An 18884-nucleotide genomic window follows, 5' to 3' on the forward strand; every position below is an offset into this window, starting at 1 on the left:
TCAAAAAAAATCTTAAAAGTTTCTTAAAAAAATTATATATTTACGGCTTAATTATAAAAATTAACATGAAAAGGATATTTCTTTTATTATTGTCTGCGTCGGTAGCATCGGTATCTTGTTCAGGTGGTGGCAGCTCTTCTGTAGGGAAGCCAGGAACAAAAGGAGAATTGATACCAAGAGAAAAAACTAAATCATTTGTTGCGGAAAGACCATACGGAATGGTCGCAATTCCTGCAGGTTCATTTGTTGCTGGTTTAGCAGACCAGGATCCAACAAATACTCCTGAAAAAGCAGCATTGAAGACTGTTACTGTTTCTTCTTTCTTCATGGATGAAGCAGAAACTACCAACTCGGAGTACAGAGTATTTATCAACTATGTAAGAGACTCTATCGCGAGAACTTTACTTGCTGAAGCTGCCGGAGAGGGTGGTGATGAAGGCGGACGTAAAGGAGCTAGCATAGGGGATTATGCATACCTTGCTAAAAAAGAAGAAAATTTAACACCTTATCAAGAATATATGGAAGGCCAGGGTGGCCGGGAAGACGGAAGTTATGATGCCAGCAAAAGATTAGATTGGAAAATCCCCTTGCACTGGAGCACAACAAAATATCCGGATGTAGAATACGCAGAAGTTCTAGAATCTCTGTATCTACCTTCTTCTTCCAGAATTGGAAACGAAAGAATTTTAGATGTAAGCAAGCTTAAGTATACTTACCGTTGGGGAGATATGGATGCGGCAGTTGCAGATAACGAAAGAGGAGCTAACTACCTGAAAAGCGAAAGTATCGCGATCTATCCTGATACTACAGTTTGGGTAAAAGATTTCCACTTTGCTTACAATGAGCCATTGTTTGAACAGTACTTTTGGCACAAAGCTTATAAAGACTATCCTGTAGTAGGGGTAACCTGGGATCAGGCAAGGGCTTATTGTAACTTCAGATCTAAATTGAAATCTGATTACAACGAAAGTTTAAAAAGGAAAAAACAAAAACCATTAGTATTCCGTCTTCCAACAGAGACAGAATGGGAATATGCTGCCAGAGGAGGAATGCAGAATGCTACTTATCCTTGGGGTGGTCCATATTTAATGGATGACAGAGGTTGTTACCTTGCCAACTTCAAACCGAAGAGAGGTAACTACATGGAAGATGAGAAAAAAGGTACTTATACATATACAGCTCCAGTTAAGAAATTTAAGAAAAATGGGTTTGGGTTATTTGATATGGCTGGAAACGTTTCTGAATGGACATTATCTTCGTTTAACAATTCATCAGCTGGATTCACTTCTACATTAAATCCTTCTACTAAAGATAAAAAGGATACGAAGAAATCAGTAAGAGGTGGATCTTGGAAAGATATAGGATATGCACTAATGACAGGTGCTAGAGATTGGGAAAGAAAAGATTCCGCAAGAAGCTATATCGGATTTAGAACTGTACAGGATATTCCTGAAGCAGCTGTTAAGCCAAGAAGAGTTAACAGAAATTAATCAGACAATTTTTCAATAACAATTTTATTTAACATTAAAAAAACTAACTCAATATGTTTAAGACTAAAGATGCTTGGATGAATTTCTTTTATTCATTCGGTGCTGCAATTGTAATTCTTGGAGCTTGGCTTAAAATTACTCACATTACCTTGGGACCAATTAACGGTAACATCGCTCTTACCGTGGGACTTATTACTGAGGCGATTATCTTTATCATTTTTGCATTTGACCCTCCAAAATCTGAAGAGTCTTATGCTTGGGAAAATGTTTATCCTGAATTATTAGATAAGCATGCTAACCCAAATCCATTACACTCTAATGTATCTTCCAGAAATAACAATGCTGCAGCTCAATTTGCAGAATTAGAAAATTCTCTTTCTACCAAATTGGACAAAATGCTTGAGGATGCTAGGTTAGATGTTCAATTATTTGAAAGACTGAGAACAGGAATTGATAAATTTTCAAACTCTGTTGATCAGATCAATCAAACTGTTGATGTATCTGCTTCTACTCACAAATATAATGACCAATTAAATAAAGCTGCTCAGCATATGGAAAGCATGAATGCTCTTTATGCAATGCAACTTGAAAGCGGTAAAAAACAATCAGAATTTGCTAACAAATATGTAGCAGATATGCAGAAATCTGCAGAGCAATCTGAGAAATTCAATCAAGAGCTACAAGGTTTAACTTCTAATCTTAACAACTTAAATAGAGTTTATGGTGGTATGCTAACTGCTATGAAGTCTTAATTCCTAACCATTTCTAAATTTAACTACTTAATCAAAAAACAAAGAAAAGAGAATGGCACAAGGAAAACAGACCCCTCGTCAGAAGATGATCAACCTTATGTATTTGGTGTTCATCGCGATGATGGCCCTAAATATTGATGCAGAAATCATCAGATCATACTATGACTCTACCAGAGCATTGAATGAAACCAGAACTTTAACAGAAAAAAAGAACGAGAAGATCTTTGAAAGAACATTGGAAGCTAAGGCTCAGCAAGTTCCGGATACCTATGCACAGCCTTGGGCTCAGTACAAAGTATTGAAAACCAAAATTGATGCGTTGGTGAAATCTGCTCAGGATGTTAAAGATTTGTTGAAAAAACAATCTGAGTTTCACGATAAAGATAAGGACGGAAAAGATATTGACGTAAGTGAAAACTTTGCCGCACTTAACAACAACGAAGCAACTACTGAATATTTCTTCAAAGAAGGAGATGAAAATACTCCATCAAAGAATGCATTAGATCTGAAAGCTAAAATTGATGACGTAAGAAACTATATCAATTCTACTTTTGGAAGTAATGGCCAGTTACAGGATTTAGTAGCAAGAGCTAACAAGTCTCTTATTGCGGAGTATCCTAAAGGGACATCTCCAAATGAAAAGACTTGGTTCCAGAATAAATTTTACCATCAGCCGCTAATTGCTGCAATATCTAATTTGGAGATTATCCAAAATGATGCCAGAAACGTTCAGTCTGATGCATTGGCACTATTACTTCAGGAAAAAGTAGATGCGAATATTAAATTCTCAAGCTATGAACCTATTGTTTCAGGTCCGGTTGATATCCAGGCAGGAAAACAGGCTGAAGTAAAAGTAATGTTAGGAACTTATTCTAACAGTAATAAAATCAGTATCTCTGGTGTAAGCAGAGTTGAAAACGGTAAAGGTATTACACAAATTTCAGGATCTGGAATTGGTGAACATAAATTAGGAGGTACAATTACATTAACAGACGCTTCAGGTAAGCCACAATCTTTCCCTTGGACGCATACTTATAATGTAATCGCAGGACCTAGAGAAGTAAAACTTGAAAAAGGATTATTGCTTTCTGCTGATAAAATGAATGTAATGTATAGAGGACTTGAGAACCCTGTTTCAGGATCAATCTTAGGTGCTGACAATTCTAAACTTTCATTATCTGCTGCAGGAGCTACTGTGAAAGGTAAAGGTCCGGGTAAATGGGATGTAACTCCTACTACAGGAAATGTAGTGAAGTTAACATTATCAGGAACAGATCCATATGGTAAAACAGTTTCTCAGGTATTTGAATACAGAATTAAGAACATTCCTAGACCTCAGGGTCAGATCAGAGGTAAGGCTGTAAACTTTATGCCGGCAGGTTCTATACCAAACCAGATTGTAGCTGCTACTTTACCTGACTTTGACTTCCCTGTTTCGTTTACTGTAAATAGCTTCATTATCAAGCTTCCAGGAAAAGCAGGTACTCTGATTCAAGGTAGTTCACTATCAGGAGCAGAAGGAATGCTTAGAAACCTTAGACCTGGTGATGTAGTTCAGATTTATGATATTCAGGCTACGGCTACAGGATTGGGTAACCAGAGACTTAAGGAAATTTCACCTGTAATTATTAATGTACAATAAGGTTAATTTGTAAAATCATATTATGAAAAAATATATTAGCACCCTTTTAGTTTTAGTTTCGGGATTCGCATTTTCCCAAACTATTCTGAATGCTGCTTCTCCCGAAGAATTCAGACAAATGAGATCTGAATCAATGAGAAAAGCAGGGGATACTGTTATCAGCAATAAAGTAAAGCCTCTTGAATATGGTTTCGTTGATGACAAAGATATTTACAAGAGTATGTTTGTTTGGGAAATCATTGATATGAATGATAAGATCAACCAGCCATTCTATTATGACAATCCGGATGGTCTTCTTTCAAGCTCTACAAGATCTTTATATCAATTATTACTTGATGGAGCTCTTAAAGGTGACATTAAGGAAGTTTATGATGACGAAAACTTTGTGACAAGACTTTCACCTGAAGCAATTCAGAAAAGACTGGAAAGCATAAGACTTGACGAAGAAGCAATCGATATTCTTAACTCTGGAAGAACCCTTACAGAAGACGAGAAAAAAAGATTAACAGATATCATCAGAACAACAACTGATAAAGTAAAAGTTCTTAAAGTGATGGGTATGTGGTTTATCGATAAGAGAGACGGTCAAATGAAATACAGACCTCTAGGTATCGCAGCTATGGGACCAGATCCTACATCTGTTGGAAGAATTGGTCCTGACGGTCAGCCTTTAGCTGGTGCTGATGAATTGATCGACTTATTCTGGATCTATTATCCAAGTGCTCGTGATATTTTGGCAAATAATTATGTTTTCAATAGAAAAAATTCTTCTGCTGACTTATCTTTTGATGATATCATCAATGCGAGAAGATTCTCTTCTATTATCTACAAGTCTTCAAGCGGCTTAGGAGATGGTACTATTAAGGACTATATTCCTAAAAACGCTGATGAACAGCTTGAAGAAAGCGATAGAATCAAGTCACAGATTCTTGACATGGAAAATGATATGTGGAATTACTAGATTTCACTTGATATTTATAGAAAACCTGAGTATTTTTACTCAGGTTTTTTTATTATGAAATTGCCCTTTGCTTATTGCCGATCAATAATCAATGCATAGGCGATTACATATGACCTTTAAACAAATGAAATTTCTCATATGAAAAATGTAGATTATATTATTGTAGGAGACGGATATGCAGGGCTTTTCATGGCTCATCAGCTAATTAAAAACAATAAATCCTTTGTGATCTTTTCCGAAGGCAGAAAAAGTGCTTCACAGATTTCAGCCGGAATTATAAACCCTGTTGTTCTCAAAAAGTTTACCACGTTCTGGAAAGCACAGGAACAAATAGACTTTCTTAAAGACAGTCTCAAAGAAATAGAATCCTATACCGGAGAAAATTATCTCATCAATGCTCCCATTCATAGGATTTTTCATGATGAGAACGAACAGAATCTTTGGTTAAAAAAATCAGGGAATGAAGAATTATCAGCTTTTCTTGATCAAAATTTTGATTCTTTAAACGGGGTAAAAAACGATTTTCAGACCGGAAAGGTGAATCAGTCTGCCAGACTTAATGTTAATGGATTTTTTAGTGGTTTATTCAATTATTTAGAAAAAAATAACCATTTGGTAAAAGAAAGATTCAATTACACCCAATTGAACCCTTCTGAATCGGTTTATAAAGATTTTTTTTTCAAAAATATTATTTTCTGTGAAGGAATGGGAGTGAAAGATAATCCTTACTTTTCAGAAATTGCTGTGGTTCCCAATAAAGGGCATCATATAAAAGTGAAACTTTCCCAACCGATTCCGGAAAATATCACCATTAAAAAGAAACACTTCTTATTCCCCACCGGAAACGGACTTTATTTTTATGGTGGAACCTACGACAGGGATCAACTTCATCACCATATCGACGACTCGGCGGTTACTCAACTGGTTAATGGACTTTCTGAGTTCTATCCCTGTGATTTTGAGGTGGAAGAAGTACATTTTGGCTTTCGTCCCACTGTAAAAGACAGAAGACCAATCATTGGAAGACATGAAACATTAAATAATTTGTATGTTTTTAATGGAATGGGAGCCCGTGGTATCCTGAATGGTTGCTATTTCTCCCGCGATTTGTTCCATTTCATTGAAAACGATATTCCTTTACATGAAGAAGTTTCATCAAAGAGGTTTCAATAGCATATCTTAGTATAGAGATTCAAAACCAGAACTTATGGACGTAAATATATTAGGTATTATTGCCGGTTTTCTTACTTCGGTTTCGATGATTCCGCAGCTTGTAAAGGTGATCCGGGAAAAGAATGTAGAAGATATTTCTCTGCTCATGCTTCTCGTCCTTATTTCCGGGTTGTCACTATGGGTATGGTATGGTTTTGAAAAAGATGAACTACCAATTATTTTATCAAATTCATTTGCAGTTCTGGTTAATATAAGCCTTCTGATTTGCTATATAATGTTCAATAAAAAAGAGTAGTCCTATATAAATGAAAAAGACACCTTATCAAAAAGGTGTCTTTATATTTTTACTGTAAAAAATTCTTACTGAAGAACAAATTTAGCTAAAGGAGCCATCCTTGCCTTGTTTAATGTAAGCGTATTTCCATTTACAGAGTAGTTATCTGCAGCAAGGACTGCTTTTGTAAACTGGTTTTCAATATCCAGATCTTCACAAGCCATCATCGTAGACATTCCCTGATTGAATTTTATTCTCATGATTTCAGGTTTGATCTCGAAGGTTCCTCCAAATCCGTTACATCCGGCATGACCTTCATATCTCATTCCATCCATATTAAGTTTGAAATGAGGATTGTTTTTAGGGTTTTTAAGATCAATCGGTTTCCCGTTAAGCTCTGTAAGTTTCCAGGTTTTCCCGGTAATATCAGTAGTCGCTTTTTGTGCGTTTTGTGTCTTACATGAAACAACAAGGAATGTTGCAATTACAAGTGCCGATAAGTAATAATATAAACTTTTCATAATGCTTATTTTTTTTAGATGAATGCTAGTCCTTATGCTAATACGATGCCATTTTTGCCGGGCCAGACTGTTTTTTTGCCTGTTTAAGATGGAACAGTACCATGTCTACATTCTTTTTAAGGAAAGTTATATTTCCTTTAATATCAGAATATTGATACTCTTCATTGGAGGCCGTATACTCAGGTAAAGCATCACTTTTTTTAAGGTCAAAAGTTTTACCGTTTAAATGTATTGTTGCGGTATTTTTAGTGTTGTTGATCGTTACTTCTATCTTTTCTCCATAGCTGTCAACATACACATCTTTGAAAATCTCATCTGTGTTTTCGGGTGCAGCAGCGGTAATGGTTTCAGCTTCTTTTCCGGGATGTTTACACGCTGTTAGGGAAAGAATGGTCAATCCCAGAAGGATTGGTGTTAATAAATTTTTCATAGTGATAAGTGATTTTAAAGTGTTTCATGAATTGTGATATTAATACTATATAAATTTACAAATATTTTTAATAAATATATGTTAATTTTACATAAAGTAACAGTAATTTTAAATTTATACAATTTTAACTCACTGTTTTTTGAAAAATTGTTCATGAAACAGAAAGTAATTATTATTGTAGAAAATTGTGGATAATCGTTATTAATTCAGGGATTTTAACGGACTTGTTTTCAGTAATATAGTATACTTTTTTTTCATTTTTCATTTGTTGTGTAAATTTTCGGCAAAAATAATTCAAAAAGAAGAGAGTAACAATAAGTTAATGTTAATAATCAGAAATTATGATAAAGTTTAGGTTTGTTCACGAAAAATTTCAAAATAGAGTTCCAGGCCATTAAAATGTTCAAAAAAGAAACAACTTAAAAATTAAAATTTCCTTAATTCAAAAAAAATGGCTTGGTTTTTGAAAATTGAAACTTGCACAGATGAGATATCAGAATTGCTCGAATTATCTTTGAATAAAGGAAATATTTAATATTTATCATGTTTTTAGATTCAGGTAATTTAAAGGATAGTTAAATTTTGTTAATCCATGATGATAATATCATAATCTGGGTGTACATTTGCCACTTCAAAATGAGAAACTTTATAGTATACTTTTTAACCGGTCTTTTTCTGCTCTTTGTAGTAGAAAGCAGACTTGATGTTAAAACGCTTCGAAATGACTATTCCGGTCATGTTTCTCATCATATGCCAAAAAGAGCCAACCGTTTGAATCAGACTTTTGAAAAACTCTCTGTTCAGCAAATGGCCGATACTGTAGACAATCCTACATTAGAACTTGCCGAAAATGATTTCCAGCTTTCCGATGTATGGCAGGCTATTGTTGTTTTTGCAGGAGTTTTCAGCCTGGTCTATATTTTTGGATTAAAAAGCCATAAAAGGTTTAGACCTGATATTCATGGCTTTATTCTTGGTTTCGCCACCAAAAGATTTATTCTTATTCGTTCCATTAGAATTTAAAATTCAAACAATCTATTCTCTTTCTGCCCTGATTTTCGGGTGGAAATACTTTACGTTGTGTATATATTGGTAATCGGCACATCGTCCCCCTTTTATTACCGTTTTATTTCTATCAAAACATTAACGATTTATATAAACTCTAGAATTATGATAAAGAGAGTTGCTTCGGGAATTGCGCTGAGTTCCCTTCTGCTGGCGGTTGGCTGCAATAAGAAAAAAGAAGAAAAAGAAGAAGTTACCGTATATCCGGTGACATCCCCTGTAGTAATGGATACAGTAATCAACAAAGAATACGTAGCCCAGATTCAATCTGTAAAAAACATTGAAGTAAGAGCACAGGAAAAAGGTTTCCTGGAAAAAATCTTTGTAGATGAAGGACAGTACGTGCAGGCGGGACAGACCTTGTTCCGAATTATGCCTAAATTGTACCAGGCAGAATTATTAAAAGCAAAAGCAGAGGTAGAACAGGCTTCTATCGAACTGAAAAATGCAAGTACATTAGCAGGAAACAATATTGTCTCTAAAAATGAGAAAGCCATGGCAAAAGCCAAACTGGATGCTGCCAATGCCGAAATGAAGCTGGCTCAGATCCATCTTTCATTTACTGATATCAAGGCACCGTTCTCAGGTGTTATCAACAGAATTCCTTTGAAACTGGGAAGTCTTGTGGATGAAGGTGATTTGTTGACTTCATTGTCTGATAATACGAGTATCTACACGTACTTTAACGTTTCCGAACCGGAATATTTAAGTTATCAGACTCACGCTGCAGACAGAGGAAGCAAACAGGTATCCCTGATCACGGCAAACGGAGAAACCTACTCGCAGAAAGGAGAGATCCAGACTATTGAAGGAGAATTTGATAACGAAACAGGGAATATTGCCTTCCGTGCCAAGTTCCCAAATCCTGATAAGCTCTTGAGAAATGGAGAAACAGGAAAAATACAGATGTCAATGCCTGTTCATAATGCGCTCATTATTCCACAGAAAGCTACTTATGAGATTCAGGATCAGAAATATGTATTCGTCATTGATAAAAACGGAGTAGCTAAATCCCGAAATATCAAAATTGCTTATGAACTTCCGGATCTTTATGTAGTAGGTTCAGGAATCTCAAAAGGAGATCAGATCCTTTTGGAAGGGGTTCAGAAAGTGAAGGATGATCAAAAGGTGAAAACAAAATTCCAGAATCCTGAGAAAGTTCTTCAATCATTGAAATTAAAAGCAGAGTAGTGGTCTCTAAAATGAAGTAGTATGTTCAAGAAATTCATTCGCAGACCAGTTCTGTCTATAGTAATCTCATTGATTATTGTATTTATGGGGATATTATCATTGGTAAAACTTCCGGTGACACAATTCCCATCCATTTCTCCGCCTAAAGTAAATATTACCGCAGAATATCCCGGAGCTAACAACGAATTGTTGATTAAATCCGTAGTTATCCCTTTGGAAAGAGGATTAAATGGAGTTCCGGGTATGAAATATATGACCTCGGATGCCGGAAATGACGGGGAAGCTTCCATTCAGATTGTATTTGACCTGGGTACAGATCCCAACGTAGCAGCAGTAAACGTTCAGAACCGTGTATCTTCAGTGGTGAATAAACTTCCCCCTCTTGTAGTACGTGAAGGGGTAAAGATCACACGTGAGGAACCTAACATGTTGATGTATATTAACTTGTATAGTGATGATCCTAAAGCTGACCAGAAATTCCTTTTCAACTATGCAGATATTAACGTAATGTCTGAATTGAGAAGGGTAAGCGGTGTTGGTTTTGCCGATATCCTGGGAACGCGTGAATATGCAATGCGTATCTGGCTTAAACCAGATAGATTAACAGCTTATAATATTTCAGCTGATGAAGTAATGGAATCTCTGAATGAGCAGAGTTTGGAGGCTTCTCCGGGGAAAACGGGAGAAAGCTCAGGAAAACGTTCTCAGTCATTCGAATATGTATTAAAATATCCGGGTCGTTTCAACAATGAAAAAGATTATGGAAACATTATCCTAAAGGCAAAACCGGATGGTGAATCTGTAAGACTGAAGGATGTTGCAGACATAGAATTCGGAAGCTCCATGTATGATATTTATTCTACATTGAATGGAAAACCTTCCGCGGCAATTACGGTAAAACAATCCTATGGATCTAATGCAAGCGATGTTATCAAAAACGTAAAAGCATTGATGAAGGATCTTGAGAAAAATAACTTCCCGAAAGGAATGCATTACGACATCAGTTATGACGTTTCCAGATTCCTGGATGCATCCATGGAAAAAGTAATTCATACCTTGTTTGAAGCCTTTATTTTGGTTGCTATAGTAGTATTCCTATTCCTTGGAGACTGGCGTTCAACCTTGATTCCGGCATTAGCCGTTCCGGTTTCATTGGTAGGAACATTTGCTGTGATGTCCGCATTCGGAATTACCCTGAATATGATTTCACTCTTTGCTTTGGTAATGGCGATCGGGGTTGTAGTAGATGACGCAATTGTAGTCATTGAAGCCGTTCACGCCAAAATGGAAGAAAAACATCTTTCTCCATTGAAGGCAACAGAAGAAGCCATGCATGAGATCAGTGGAGCAATTATCGCAATTACTTTGGTAATGGCATCCGTATTTATTCCGATTGCATTTATGTCCGGACCGGTTGGGGTATTTTACCGTCAGTTCTCTATTACAATGGCTTCATCCATTATCTTATCCGGGGTTGTGGCACTTACTTTAACACCGGCTTTGTGTGCATTGATCTTAAGAAATAACCATGGTAAGCCTAAAAAGAAGACTCCGGTTACTATTTTCCTTGATAAATTCAATAACCTCTTTACAAAAGGTGCCGGGAAATATGAGAAGATGCTGAATAAAACAGTGACGAAGAAAACGATCACGTTGCCATTACTGTTAGCATTTTGTGCCTGTACATTCTTCCTGAGTAACTCTTTACCTTCAGGATTTATTCCGGCGGAAGATCAGGGGATGATTTATGCTATTATTCAGACTCCTCCGGGATCTACATTAGAAAGAACCAATCAGATTGCTAAAGAACTTTTAAGAGAATCTGAAGACATTGATGGTGTACAGTCTGTTTCATCCTTAGCAGGATACGAGATTTTGACAGAAGGTACCGGATCCAACTCTGGAACCTGTCTGATCAATTTGAAAAGCTGGGAAGAACGTAAAGAATCCGCCGCTGAAATCATAGAAAAACTTGAGGAAAAAGCGAAGAATATTCCGGGTGCCAATATAGAATTCTTCCAGCCGCCATCCGTTCCCGGATATGGTGCAGCAGGAGGTTTTGAACTTCGTTTACTCGATAAGGCAGGAAGTGGAGACTACCATAAAATGGAACAGGTGAGTAATGACTTTGTAAAGGAGCTAAAGAAGCGTCCGGAACTTGGGTCTGCATTTACATTCTATTCCGCGAGTTTCCCACAATATATGCTTAAGATTGATAATGATCTTGCAGAACAAAAAGGAGTGACTATTGAAAAAGCGATGGATAACTTATCCACATTGATCGGGTCCAACTATGAGACGAGTTTCATTCGTTTTGACAGGCCATATAAGGTAATTGTTCAGGCGGGTCCTCAATACCGTGCTCTACCAACAGATCTGTTGAAGCTGTATGTTAAAAATGATAAAGACCAGATGGTTCCTTATTCAGACTTTATGAGACTGGAAAAGGTATATGGATTATCTGAGATTACAAGACACAATATGTATAACTCTGCAGAGGTGAGTGGAACTCCGGCACCAGGATATAGTAGCGGACAGGCAATTAAGGCTATTCAGGAAGTTGCAGATAAAACTCTTCCTAGAGGTTTTGGTATCGACTGGGCAGGTATTTCCAAAGATGAAGTAAGCCGTGGAAATGAAGCCGTATTTATCTTCCTGATATGTTTAGGATTCGTTTATCTTATCCTTTCGGCACAATATGAAAGTTTTATTCTTCCGCTTCCGGTGATTTTATCCCTTCCGGTTGGTATTTTCGGAGCGTTTTTATGCTTAAAACTTTTAGGATTGGAGAATAACATTTATGCACAGGTAGCGATGGTCATGTTGATTGGACTCTTGGGTAAAAATGCGGTGTTGATTGTCGAGTTTGCTGTACAGAAAAAAGCCGAAGAGGGAATACCTGTGGCAAAAGCTGCTATTGAAGGAGCTGCCATTCGTTTCCGTCCGATTCTGATGACATCGTTTGCATTTATTGCCGGTTTGATTCCATTGGTTATTGCAACAGGACCGGGAGCAGTTGGTAACAGGACAATTGGTACTGCAGCAGCAGGAGGGATGTTGATCGGAACCATTTTCGGATTGATGATTATCCCTGGATTGTATTATATCTTCGGAACCATTGCAGACAAATCCAGACTGGCAAAATATGAAGAAGAGAATCCTTTAACAGAACAAACTGAACCTTATGAACATGATGGAAAATTTGAAGACTAAAAATATAATCACCGCCATTGCCTTATCACTTGTACTTGCAAGTTGTAAGGCGCCTATGGCGACTGTCATAAAAGACGAGGTAAAAGAAAATATTCCTCAGAACTTTAATCAGGAAGAACAGCAGGATGCGAATAATAATAGCGGAACAACTCCATGGAGACAGTTCTTTACAGATCCAAACCTGGTAACCCTGATCGAAACAGCTTTAAAAAATAATCAGGAACTATTAATCACCCTTCAGGAAATTGAAATTGCTAAAAGTGGTGTTTTAGCTAAAAAAGGAAGACTTACTCCAACTGTTTCAGCAGGAATAGGAGCCGGACTGAAAAAAGCTGGCCGCTATACCAGTGAAGGAGCGGGTGATGCCACTACAGAAATAGAACCCGGGAAAGAAATGCCGGATCCGCTGGGAAATTTTGAAGCAGGATTAAATGCAAGCTGGGAAATTGATATCTGGAAAAAACTCAGAACCGAAAAAGAATCTGCAGTAGCCCATTATCTTTCTACCGTAGAAGGTAAAAACTTTGTACTGTCTAATCTTATTGAAGAAGTTGCGGATAATTATTATGAATTGCTGGCACTTGATAACCAGTTGGATATCATACAACAGTATATCAAGCTTCAGCAGAGAGCGTTGGAAATTTCTAAAATTCAGAAAGAAGCTGCGGCTGCAACGGAACTGGCGGTGAAGAAATTTGAAGCAGAATTGGCGAAATCCAAAGCTGCCGAATATACAATCCGTCAGCAAATTACTGAGAAAGAAAACGAAATTAATGCACTGTTAGGAAGATATCCACAACCGATCGTGAGAACAAAGGAAAACTTCATGTCTACGATTCCTCCCACAGTCTATACCGGAATTCCATCACAGTTATTGGCAAACCGTCCGGATATCAAGCAGGCGGAACTGGAATTAAAAGCATCGAAGCTGGATGTGGAAGCAGCAAGAAAAGAGTTTTATCCTTCTCTGGAAATTTCTGCGACATTGGGACTGGAGGCTTTCAAACCATCTTATCTTGTTAAATTACCTGAATCCATTGCTTATAATCTGGCAGGTGAATTGGCAGGACCGCTTATTAACAAAAGCGCCATAAAAGCGAATTTCCAGACTGCAGATGCAAAACAGGTTCAGGCGTTGTACGAATATGATAAAACCATTTTGAATGCTTATCTGGATGTTGCCAATCTGATGTCAAAGGTTAAAAATATAGATCAGTATTATCAGCTGAAATCTCAGGAAACTAAAGCCCTGGATCAGTCTATTGATATTGCCAATCAGTTATTCCGTAATTCCAGAGCAGATTATCTTGAAGTTCTTTTGAACCAGAGAGATGCTTTGGATGCCAAAATGGAACTTATTGAGGCAAAGCAAAAACAGCTCAGTACAGTCGTTGACATCTATAAAAGTTTAGGTGGAGGCTGGAAATAAAACATCATAATTCTATCAATAAACAGTTAATGTTTTTTGGAAGGGTCAATTCTTTTGAGTTGGCCCTTTTTTATTTTTTATACGACAAGTTTTGTCGTTATCCGGAGATAATTTTACACCAAAATAAAATGAATTTCAATATAAATAAAAGGGGATTTAATAATAAATAGTATGATTTACAGCATACCACATTAAAATGATTTTCATGTCTTAAAAAGTGTTAAATTCGCGAAGTTTTAATAAACTAATTACTAACTCAAAAAAACAACAACACGGGAATGAAAAAAATCTATCTCGGAGCGCTAACTTTATGCGCTATTCTGGGCACATCTGCTCAGGAAGTGGTATGGCAGAAAGATATCAAATCCTCTACTCAGGATTTTCTTAGTCAGGTTACTACAACAATCGATCAGCAGTATCTTATAACGGGAAGCTCTATCCAAAGCAATAAGCAGCAAACATCAGGAAATAAGCAAAATAACGGTTACGATTTCCATCTGATAAAATTGAATCAGCAGGGAGATGAAGTCTGGGAAAAATATTTCTCGGGATCAAATCATGATTATTTGTCAGCTACAGTAACCACACAGGACGGTGGGTTTCTATTAGCCGGAACATCTCATTCAGGAAAAGGACTGGATAAAAAAGAGGATTCCAAAGGAGGATCAGATATCTGGTTGATCAGAATTAATGAATTTGGCGATGAATTGTGGCAGAAAACTTTAGGAAGCTCTTCCGATGAAGAAGCCAGAGCAGTTATCCAGACTACTGATTTAGGATTTTTTGTTGCCGGAAATATACAAAACTCATCAAAAGGTTACGGTTCCAAAGATGTCTTAATTACCAGAATCGATAAAAACGGAAAAGAGTTATCCCAATTAATTTTAGGCGGAAAAGGCTTAGATGAAGTTGAAAAAATGATTCCAACAAAAGATGGAGGAGCATTATTGGGAGTTTATTCCAGAAGTTCCGAGGTTCGTGTTTCGGGAGCTGAAAAAAGTTCCGAGATGCGAGATGCGGGTTCTGGATCAAATGTTCAAAACTCGAATCCCGTATCCCGAAACTCGAAACAAACTGAAAACTTTGGTGAAGGAGACTACTGGATTGTCAAATTAGACAAAAACGGAAAAGTAGAATGGGAAAAGAATTTTGGAGGGAAGGGTGATGATCATATCAGAACCCTGGCTTTAACTTCAAATGGTTTCATCATTGGAGGAGAATCCAGATCAGAAAGATCAGGAAATAAAACGGTTGGATTGGAAGAAGGAACAGATCTTTGGCTGATTTCTTTAAATGAAAGAGGTGATGAACAATGGCAGAAGTCTTACAACTTCAAAAACCGCGATATCCTGATGGGAATGAGCGTTCTTCATTCTGCGGATGACAAATCTTCCAAAGGAATTTTATTAGGAGGCTATACTCAGGCAGAAGGAAGAATACAAACGGATGATGAAACTTTCTGGATGCTGTATTTGGACCAGAATGGTAATGAACAGTGGAGAAAGCATGTAAAAGGAGAATCCAGACAAAAAGAAGAAAGACTTTCAGATTTAAAACTTAATAGAGATGGTTCTATTGTTCTGGCAGGAACAAGTGCAGAAGAATTGGGTAAAGAGAACTGGAAGATTGTAAAGCTGGGAGACAAGCAGGTTGATCAGTTGATGGAAAAATACGATATCAAGATCTATCCAAATCCTGTGTCTGATTATGCTTATGTAGAAATCGGTTTTGATTTTAAAGATGCAGATATTCTGCTGTATGATATGAGTGGAAGACAGCTTCAGAGTATAAAAACAAAGAATAAAGTGACTAAAATCAATACTCAGGTTTTGGTTCAGGGAGCTTATCTGGTGACTATAAAAACGGATAACAATAAAACAGCGAATGCTAAATTGATTAAGAAATAAACATAGGATAATGAAAAAAACAATCATTTCACTGGCAATTTCTATTGTCGGTATGGGGGAGCTTTATGCTCAGCAACAGGTTAATTTCGGAGATCTGTCCAGACCTGTACCTTCCGTTTCTTCTCTTGCCACCTATGGCAATACCCCTGTATCCAATGCAACAGGTCTTCCGGATATTTCATTTCCTTTGTTAGGGTTGCCAACCTCTAACAACGGTGTACACTTAGATGTTGGGTTATCTTACAATCCTATGAATGTCTCACAGAATGAACCCGCCAGCCAATCAGGAACTGGCTGGTCGGTTTTTGCAGGAGGAGTTATTTCAAGAAGTATAGAGTATGATATTGATGAGATGTATGATGATACATCTAATGGAAATTATGTTAAAAATAATTTTGATGATATTTATTACTATAATCTTCCCGGACTTTCTGGAAAATTCAAGTTTAAAAGAAATCTTGATACAAATACTTTCGAACTTGTTAACCTATCTTCCAATAAAATTAAGATTGAATACACCCGGTCAAGTAACAATGCGACGCTTATTCTTGAATCGTTTACATTAACTGATACTAAAGGAATTAAATACTTATTTAATGATTATAGTAGAAATAATCGGGAGCGAAATGTATATTTACCGGGAGGCAAAGTCTTTAAATCAGCCTTCTTTTTATCGCAGATTAAAGATGGTAATAATGTTGAGCTTGCTAGTTTTACTTATCAAAAAGATATAAAATATAAGAACAATTCAACAACGATTGTCTATCAAACAAGCAAATTAAAAAGTATTATATCACCGGGATTCGGAAAAATTGAATTTGAATATTTGTATGATTCAGCTTTGGATGGCAGTATGAATGATCCTTATCAGGTCCAGAAAGTTAGTTTAAAAGATAACTATGATCATATTATTTCCAGCTACAATTTTGAATATCTATTATTTGGGTATAATTATTCAACTTCAGGAGATCCATTTAATACTGATTATAAAAGAGCCTTAACAAAACTAAAAAAAATGGATAAGAATGGATCAGTTTCTGAAACAACAGAATTTGAATATGGAGATTCTGCTGCGGTTCCATCTCCAGGAATAAGTCCAAGCTCTTTATGTGATAATCTATATCCCTCTTTCACTCCAAAAATTACTCAAGGGATTTTAAAAAAAGTAATTACTCCGACCAAAGGAGTGATAGAATATAATTTTGAGTCTAATCAATATTATAGGGACCGAAGTGAAATTAATTATGTTAACTCTATACTAAGTGGAAACAGTTTTATAGATGCAGAAGTACAATATCTATCTTCATTTAAAGATCTGTATTACAATACTAATCAGGCAGTCAATTATACCTTTACGATTTCGGGGACATTACCGAAGAAAGTATATTTGGTATTTGGCGTAGATGAATTGTTTCCTGCCCCGCCATATTGGGATACGAATACTCCCACTTATGTAGACTATGTTATAAAAAATGGAGGAGAATATATCTACGGAAGTGCTTGTGGATCTTCCCAATATGCGGTAAGAGAATATGATCTTTTACCCGGAAATTACACTTTAATGGTAACAGGTTCAGGAGGTAAAGGTTTAGCTAATTTTTTTGGGATAGAGCATATTTCCCAGCCTTTTCCCAACAAAGTTACTGGAAGTGGTATTAGAATCGCTAGTATTAAATACTATAATAACAGAACGGAAACACTTCCTGTAAAAACCACAAGATTTGATTATAATAACTTTTCGGATAACCAGTCTTCATCGGGATTCCTATTTTCTCCGGAATCATCAATCAATGCTGATAGTTACCCATTGTATAAAAATGTTAAAATAACGGAAGTTGATAACAATAACGGGCATGCAAGATATTATTATAAAACCCCTGACGATTATTCTAAAAATGGAGATTACTGGCCTTATTATTCTTTAACGAGCGGAGGATTACTGGATAAAAAAGAAGTGTATAATGCACAAAACAAGCTTCTTGTTTCAGAGCAGAATAATTATACTTTTGAAGAAATCCCTGGAGCCCAGGATTATTACCTTTGGAGTAATAAAAATTTGACTTCCAAAACAGCATGGCTCAAAAAATCATCTGTTACCTCCACGAGTTATTTTGACAATAACAAAAGTATAGAAGAGCAGTCCGAAACCAATTTTAATGTGTTCAATTTTGACGTGGCTTCTACTAAAAAAGTAGTGGATGGAAACACCATAGAACAGTTCTATACCTACCCGGAAACAGGATATGCAAATCTTTCCAATGCCCACATTATGAATGTTCCGGTATTAGTTGAAGAAAAAAGTGATGGGAAAACAGTTTCCAAAGTAGAAACAAAGTATAGTAATACAAACAATACATTTCCTACTTCAGTATTGGCAACTAACATTAATGATGGAACTACAAAAACGACTGTGAAATTTGACCTCTATGATGAAAAAGGAAATCTTCTGCAGTTCACATCCTCCGTAGGAATTCCCACAGCTATTGTGTACGGATATGACAAAACACAGCCTATTGCTAAGATAGAAGGAGCAACCTACGCTCAGGTATCCCCTTACATTCAGGCTATTGTAGATGCTTCCAATACAGATGCTCAAAATCCCGACAGTGAAGGGACATTTCTTACCATACTGGATAATTTCAGAAAAACAGCCGCATTGAAGGACTTTCAGATCACCACCATCACCTATGATCCACTCATAGGAATGACAACAACCACCTCACCTAATGGGATTAGGGAAATCTATAGATATAATATCAGTAATCAATTGGAGAAAATTGTAGATATGAACGGAGTAACCCTGAAAGAATATCAATACAACTACAAAAACTAAACA

General features: G+C 36.5%; 14 protein-coding genes. 12 read left to right on the top strand and 2 right to left on the bottom strand.

The genetic code is table 11. The features are described from left to right. The first annotated feature begins 65 nt into the window (after positions 1-65). The 6 genes from gldK (at position 66) to LC457_RS18315 (ending at position 6313) form a co-directional block, all read left to right on the top strand. Positions 66-1490 carry a gliding motility lipoprotein GldK gene (gldK, locus tag LC457_RS18290; RefSeq protein ID WP_223601149.1) on the top strand — a complete coding sequence of 475 codons (1425 nt, stop codon included), beginning with the start codon at positions 66-68 and terminating at the stop codon, positions 1488-1490. Positions 1491-1543: 53 nt separating this feature from the next. Beyond that, a complete protein-coding gene (gldL, locus tag LC457_RS18295; RefSeq protein WP_047377858.1) occupies positions 1544-2242 on the top strand; it encodes a gliding motility protein GldL in 699 nt (232 codons plus the stop codon). A 52-nt stretch (positions 2243-2294) separates the two neighbouring features. Further along, complete coding sequence (locus LC457_RS18300; protein ID WP_223601150.1) at positions 2295-3884, top strand: GldM family protein; 1590 nt, start codon at positions 2295-2297, stop codon at positions 3882-3884. A gap of 22 nt (positions 3885-3906) precedes the next feature. Continuing rightward, a complete protein-coding gene (gldN, locus tag LC457_RS18305; RefSeq protein ID WP_047382413.1) occupies positions 3907-4845 on the top strand; it encodes a gliding motility protein GldN in 939 nt (312 codons plus the stop codon). A 138-nt stretch (positions 4846-4983) separates the two neighbouring features. Beyond that, the gene (locus LC457_RS18310; RefSeq protein ID WP_223601151.1) at positions 4984-6018 is read left to right on the top strand and encodes an FAD-binding oxidoreductase; all 1035 of its coding nucleotides are present in this window, start codon (positions 4984-4986) and stop codon (positions 6016-6018) included. Between the two features lie 34 nt (positions 6019-6052). After that, positions 6053-6313, top strand: a complete 261-nt coding sequence (locus LC457_RS18315) for a SemiSWEET transporter (protein ID WP_223601152.1) — start codon at positions 6053-6055, stop codon at positions 6311-6313. Positions 6314-6378: 65 nt separating this feature from the next. Here LC457_RS18315 and LC457_RS18320 read toward each other — a convergent pair whose 3' ends face one another. Both LC457_RS18320 and LC457_RS18325 read right to left on the bottom strand, forming a co-directional pair. Continuing rightward, positions 6379-6813, bottom strand: coding sequence for an META domain-containing protein (locus tag LC457_RS18320; protein WP_223601153.1), 435 nt, complete (start codon positions 6811-6813; stop codon positions 6379-6381). A gap of 37 nt (positions 6814-6850) precedes the next feature. Continuing rightward, positions 6851-7243, bottom strand: a complete 393-nt coding sequence (locus tag LC457_RS18325; protein ID WP_223601154.1) for a multicopper oxidase domain-containing protein — start codon at positions 7241-7243, stop codon at positions 6851-6853. Between the two features lie 636 nt (positions 7244-7879). Between LC457_RS18325 and LC457_RS18330 the strand changes: the two genes are divergently transcribed. The 6 genes from LC457_RS18330 to LC457_RS18355 all read left to right on the top strand — a co-directional run bounded on the left by LC457_RS18330 (position 7880) and on the right by LC457_RS18355 (position 18881). Continuing rightward, entirely contained in the window at positions 7880-8266 is a 387-nt protein-coding gene (locus LC457_RS18330) for a hypothetical protein (RefSeq protein ID WP_223601155.1), read from the top strand. 147 nt (positions 8267-8413) lie between these two features. Next, positions 8414-9499: an efflux RND transporter periplasmic adaptor subunit gene (locus LC457_RS18335; protein WP_223601156.1), complete on the top strand. Its 1086-nt coding sequence runs from the start codon at positions 8414-8416 to the stop codon at positions 9497-9499. A 21-nt stretch (positions 9500-9520) separates the two neighbouring features. Further along, entirely contained in the window at positions 9521-12712 is a 3192-nt protein-coding gene (locus tag LC457_RS18340) for an efflux RND transporter permease subunit (protein WP_223601157.1), read from the top strand. Next, on the top strand, positions 12684-14141 hold the full coding sequence (locus LC457_RS18345) for a TolC family protein (protein ID WP_223601158.1): 1458 nt from the start codon (positions 12684-12686) through the stop codon (positions 14139-14141). Before LC457_RS18340 ends, LC457_RS18345 begins: the two co-directional genes overlap by 29 nt. Before the next feature lie 278 nt (positions 14142-14419). After that, entirely contained in the window at positions 14420-16048 is a 1629-nt protein-coding gene (locus LC457_RS18350; RefSeq protein ID WP_223601159.1) for a T9SS type A sorting domain-containing protein, read from the top strand. 10 nt (positions 16049-16058) lie between these two features. Then, on the top strand, positions 16059-18881 hold the full coding sequence (locus LC457_RS18355) for a hypothetical protein (protein WP_223601160.1): 2823 nt from the start codon (positions 16059-16061) through the stop codon (positions 18879-18881). Positions 18882-18884 lie beyond the last annotated feature (3 nt).

The organism is Chryseobacterium sp. GVT01B, from assembly GCF_019970045.1.
GTDB lineage: Bacteria > Bacteroidota > Bacteroidia > Flavobacteriales > Weeksellaceae > Chryseobacterium.

Bases quoted from the DNA above. Each gene is read 5' to 3' on its own strand.
- gldK (WP_223601149.1), top strand. From the start codon at position 66: ATGAAAAGGATATTTCTTTTATTATTGTCTGCGTCGGTAGCATCGGTA.
- gldL (WP_047377858.1), top strand. From the start codon at position 1,544: ATGTTTAAGACTAAAGATGCTTGGATGAATTTCTTTTATTCATTCGGT.
- LC457_RS18300 (WP_223601150.1), top strand. From the start codon at position 2,295: ATGGCACAAGGAAAACAGACCCCTCGTCAGAAGATGATCAACCTTATG.
- gldN (WP_047382413.1), top strand. From the start codon at position 3,907: ATGAAAAAATATATTAGCACCCTTTTAGTTTTAGTTTCGGGATTCGCA.
- LC457_RS18310 (WP_223601151.1), top strand. From the start codon at position 4,984: ATGAAAAATGTAGATTATATTATTGTAGGAGACGGATATGCAGGGCTT.
- LC457_RS18315 (WP_223601152.1), top strand. From the start codon at position 6,053: ATGGACGTAAATATATTAGGTATTATTGCCGGTTTTCTTACTTCGGTT.
- LC457_RS18320 (WP_223601153.1), bottom strand. From the start codon at position 6,813: ATGAAAAGTTTATATTATTACTTATCGGCACTTGTAATTGCAACATTC.
- LC457_RS18325 (WP_223601154.1), bottom strand. From the start codon at position 7,243: ATGAAAAATTTATTAACACCAATCCTTCTGGGATTGACCATTCTTTCC.
- LC457_RS18330 (WP_223601155.1), top strand. From the start codon at position 7,880: ATGAGAAACTTTATAGTATACTTTTTAACCGGTCTTTTTCTGCTCTTT.
- LC457_RS18335 (WP_223601156.1), top strand. From the start codon at position 8,414: ATGATAAAGAGAGTTGCTTCGGGAATTGCGCTGAGTTCCCTTCTGCTG.
- LC457_RS18340 (WP_223601157.1), top strand. From the start codon at position 9,521: ATGTTCAAGAAATTCATTCGCAGACCAGTTCTGTCTATAGTAATCTCA.
- LC457_RS18345 (WP_223601158.1), top strand. From the start codon at position 12,684: ATGAACATGATGGAAAATTTGAAGACTAAAAATATAATCACCGCCATT.
- LC457_RS18350 (WP_223601159.1), top strand. From the start codon at position 14,420: ATGAAAAAAATCTATCTCGGAGCGCTAACTTTATGCGCTATTCTGGGC.
- LC457_RS18355 (WP_223601160.1), top strand. From the start codon at position 16,059: ATGAAAAAAACAATCATTTCACTGGCAATTTCTATTGTCGGTATGGGG.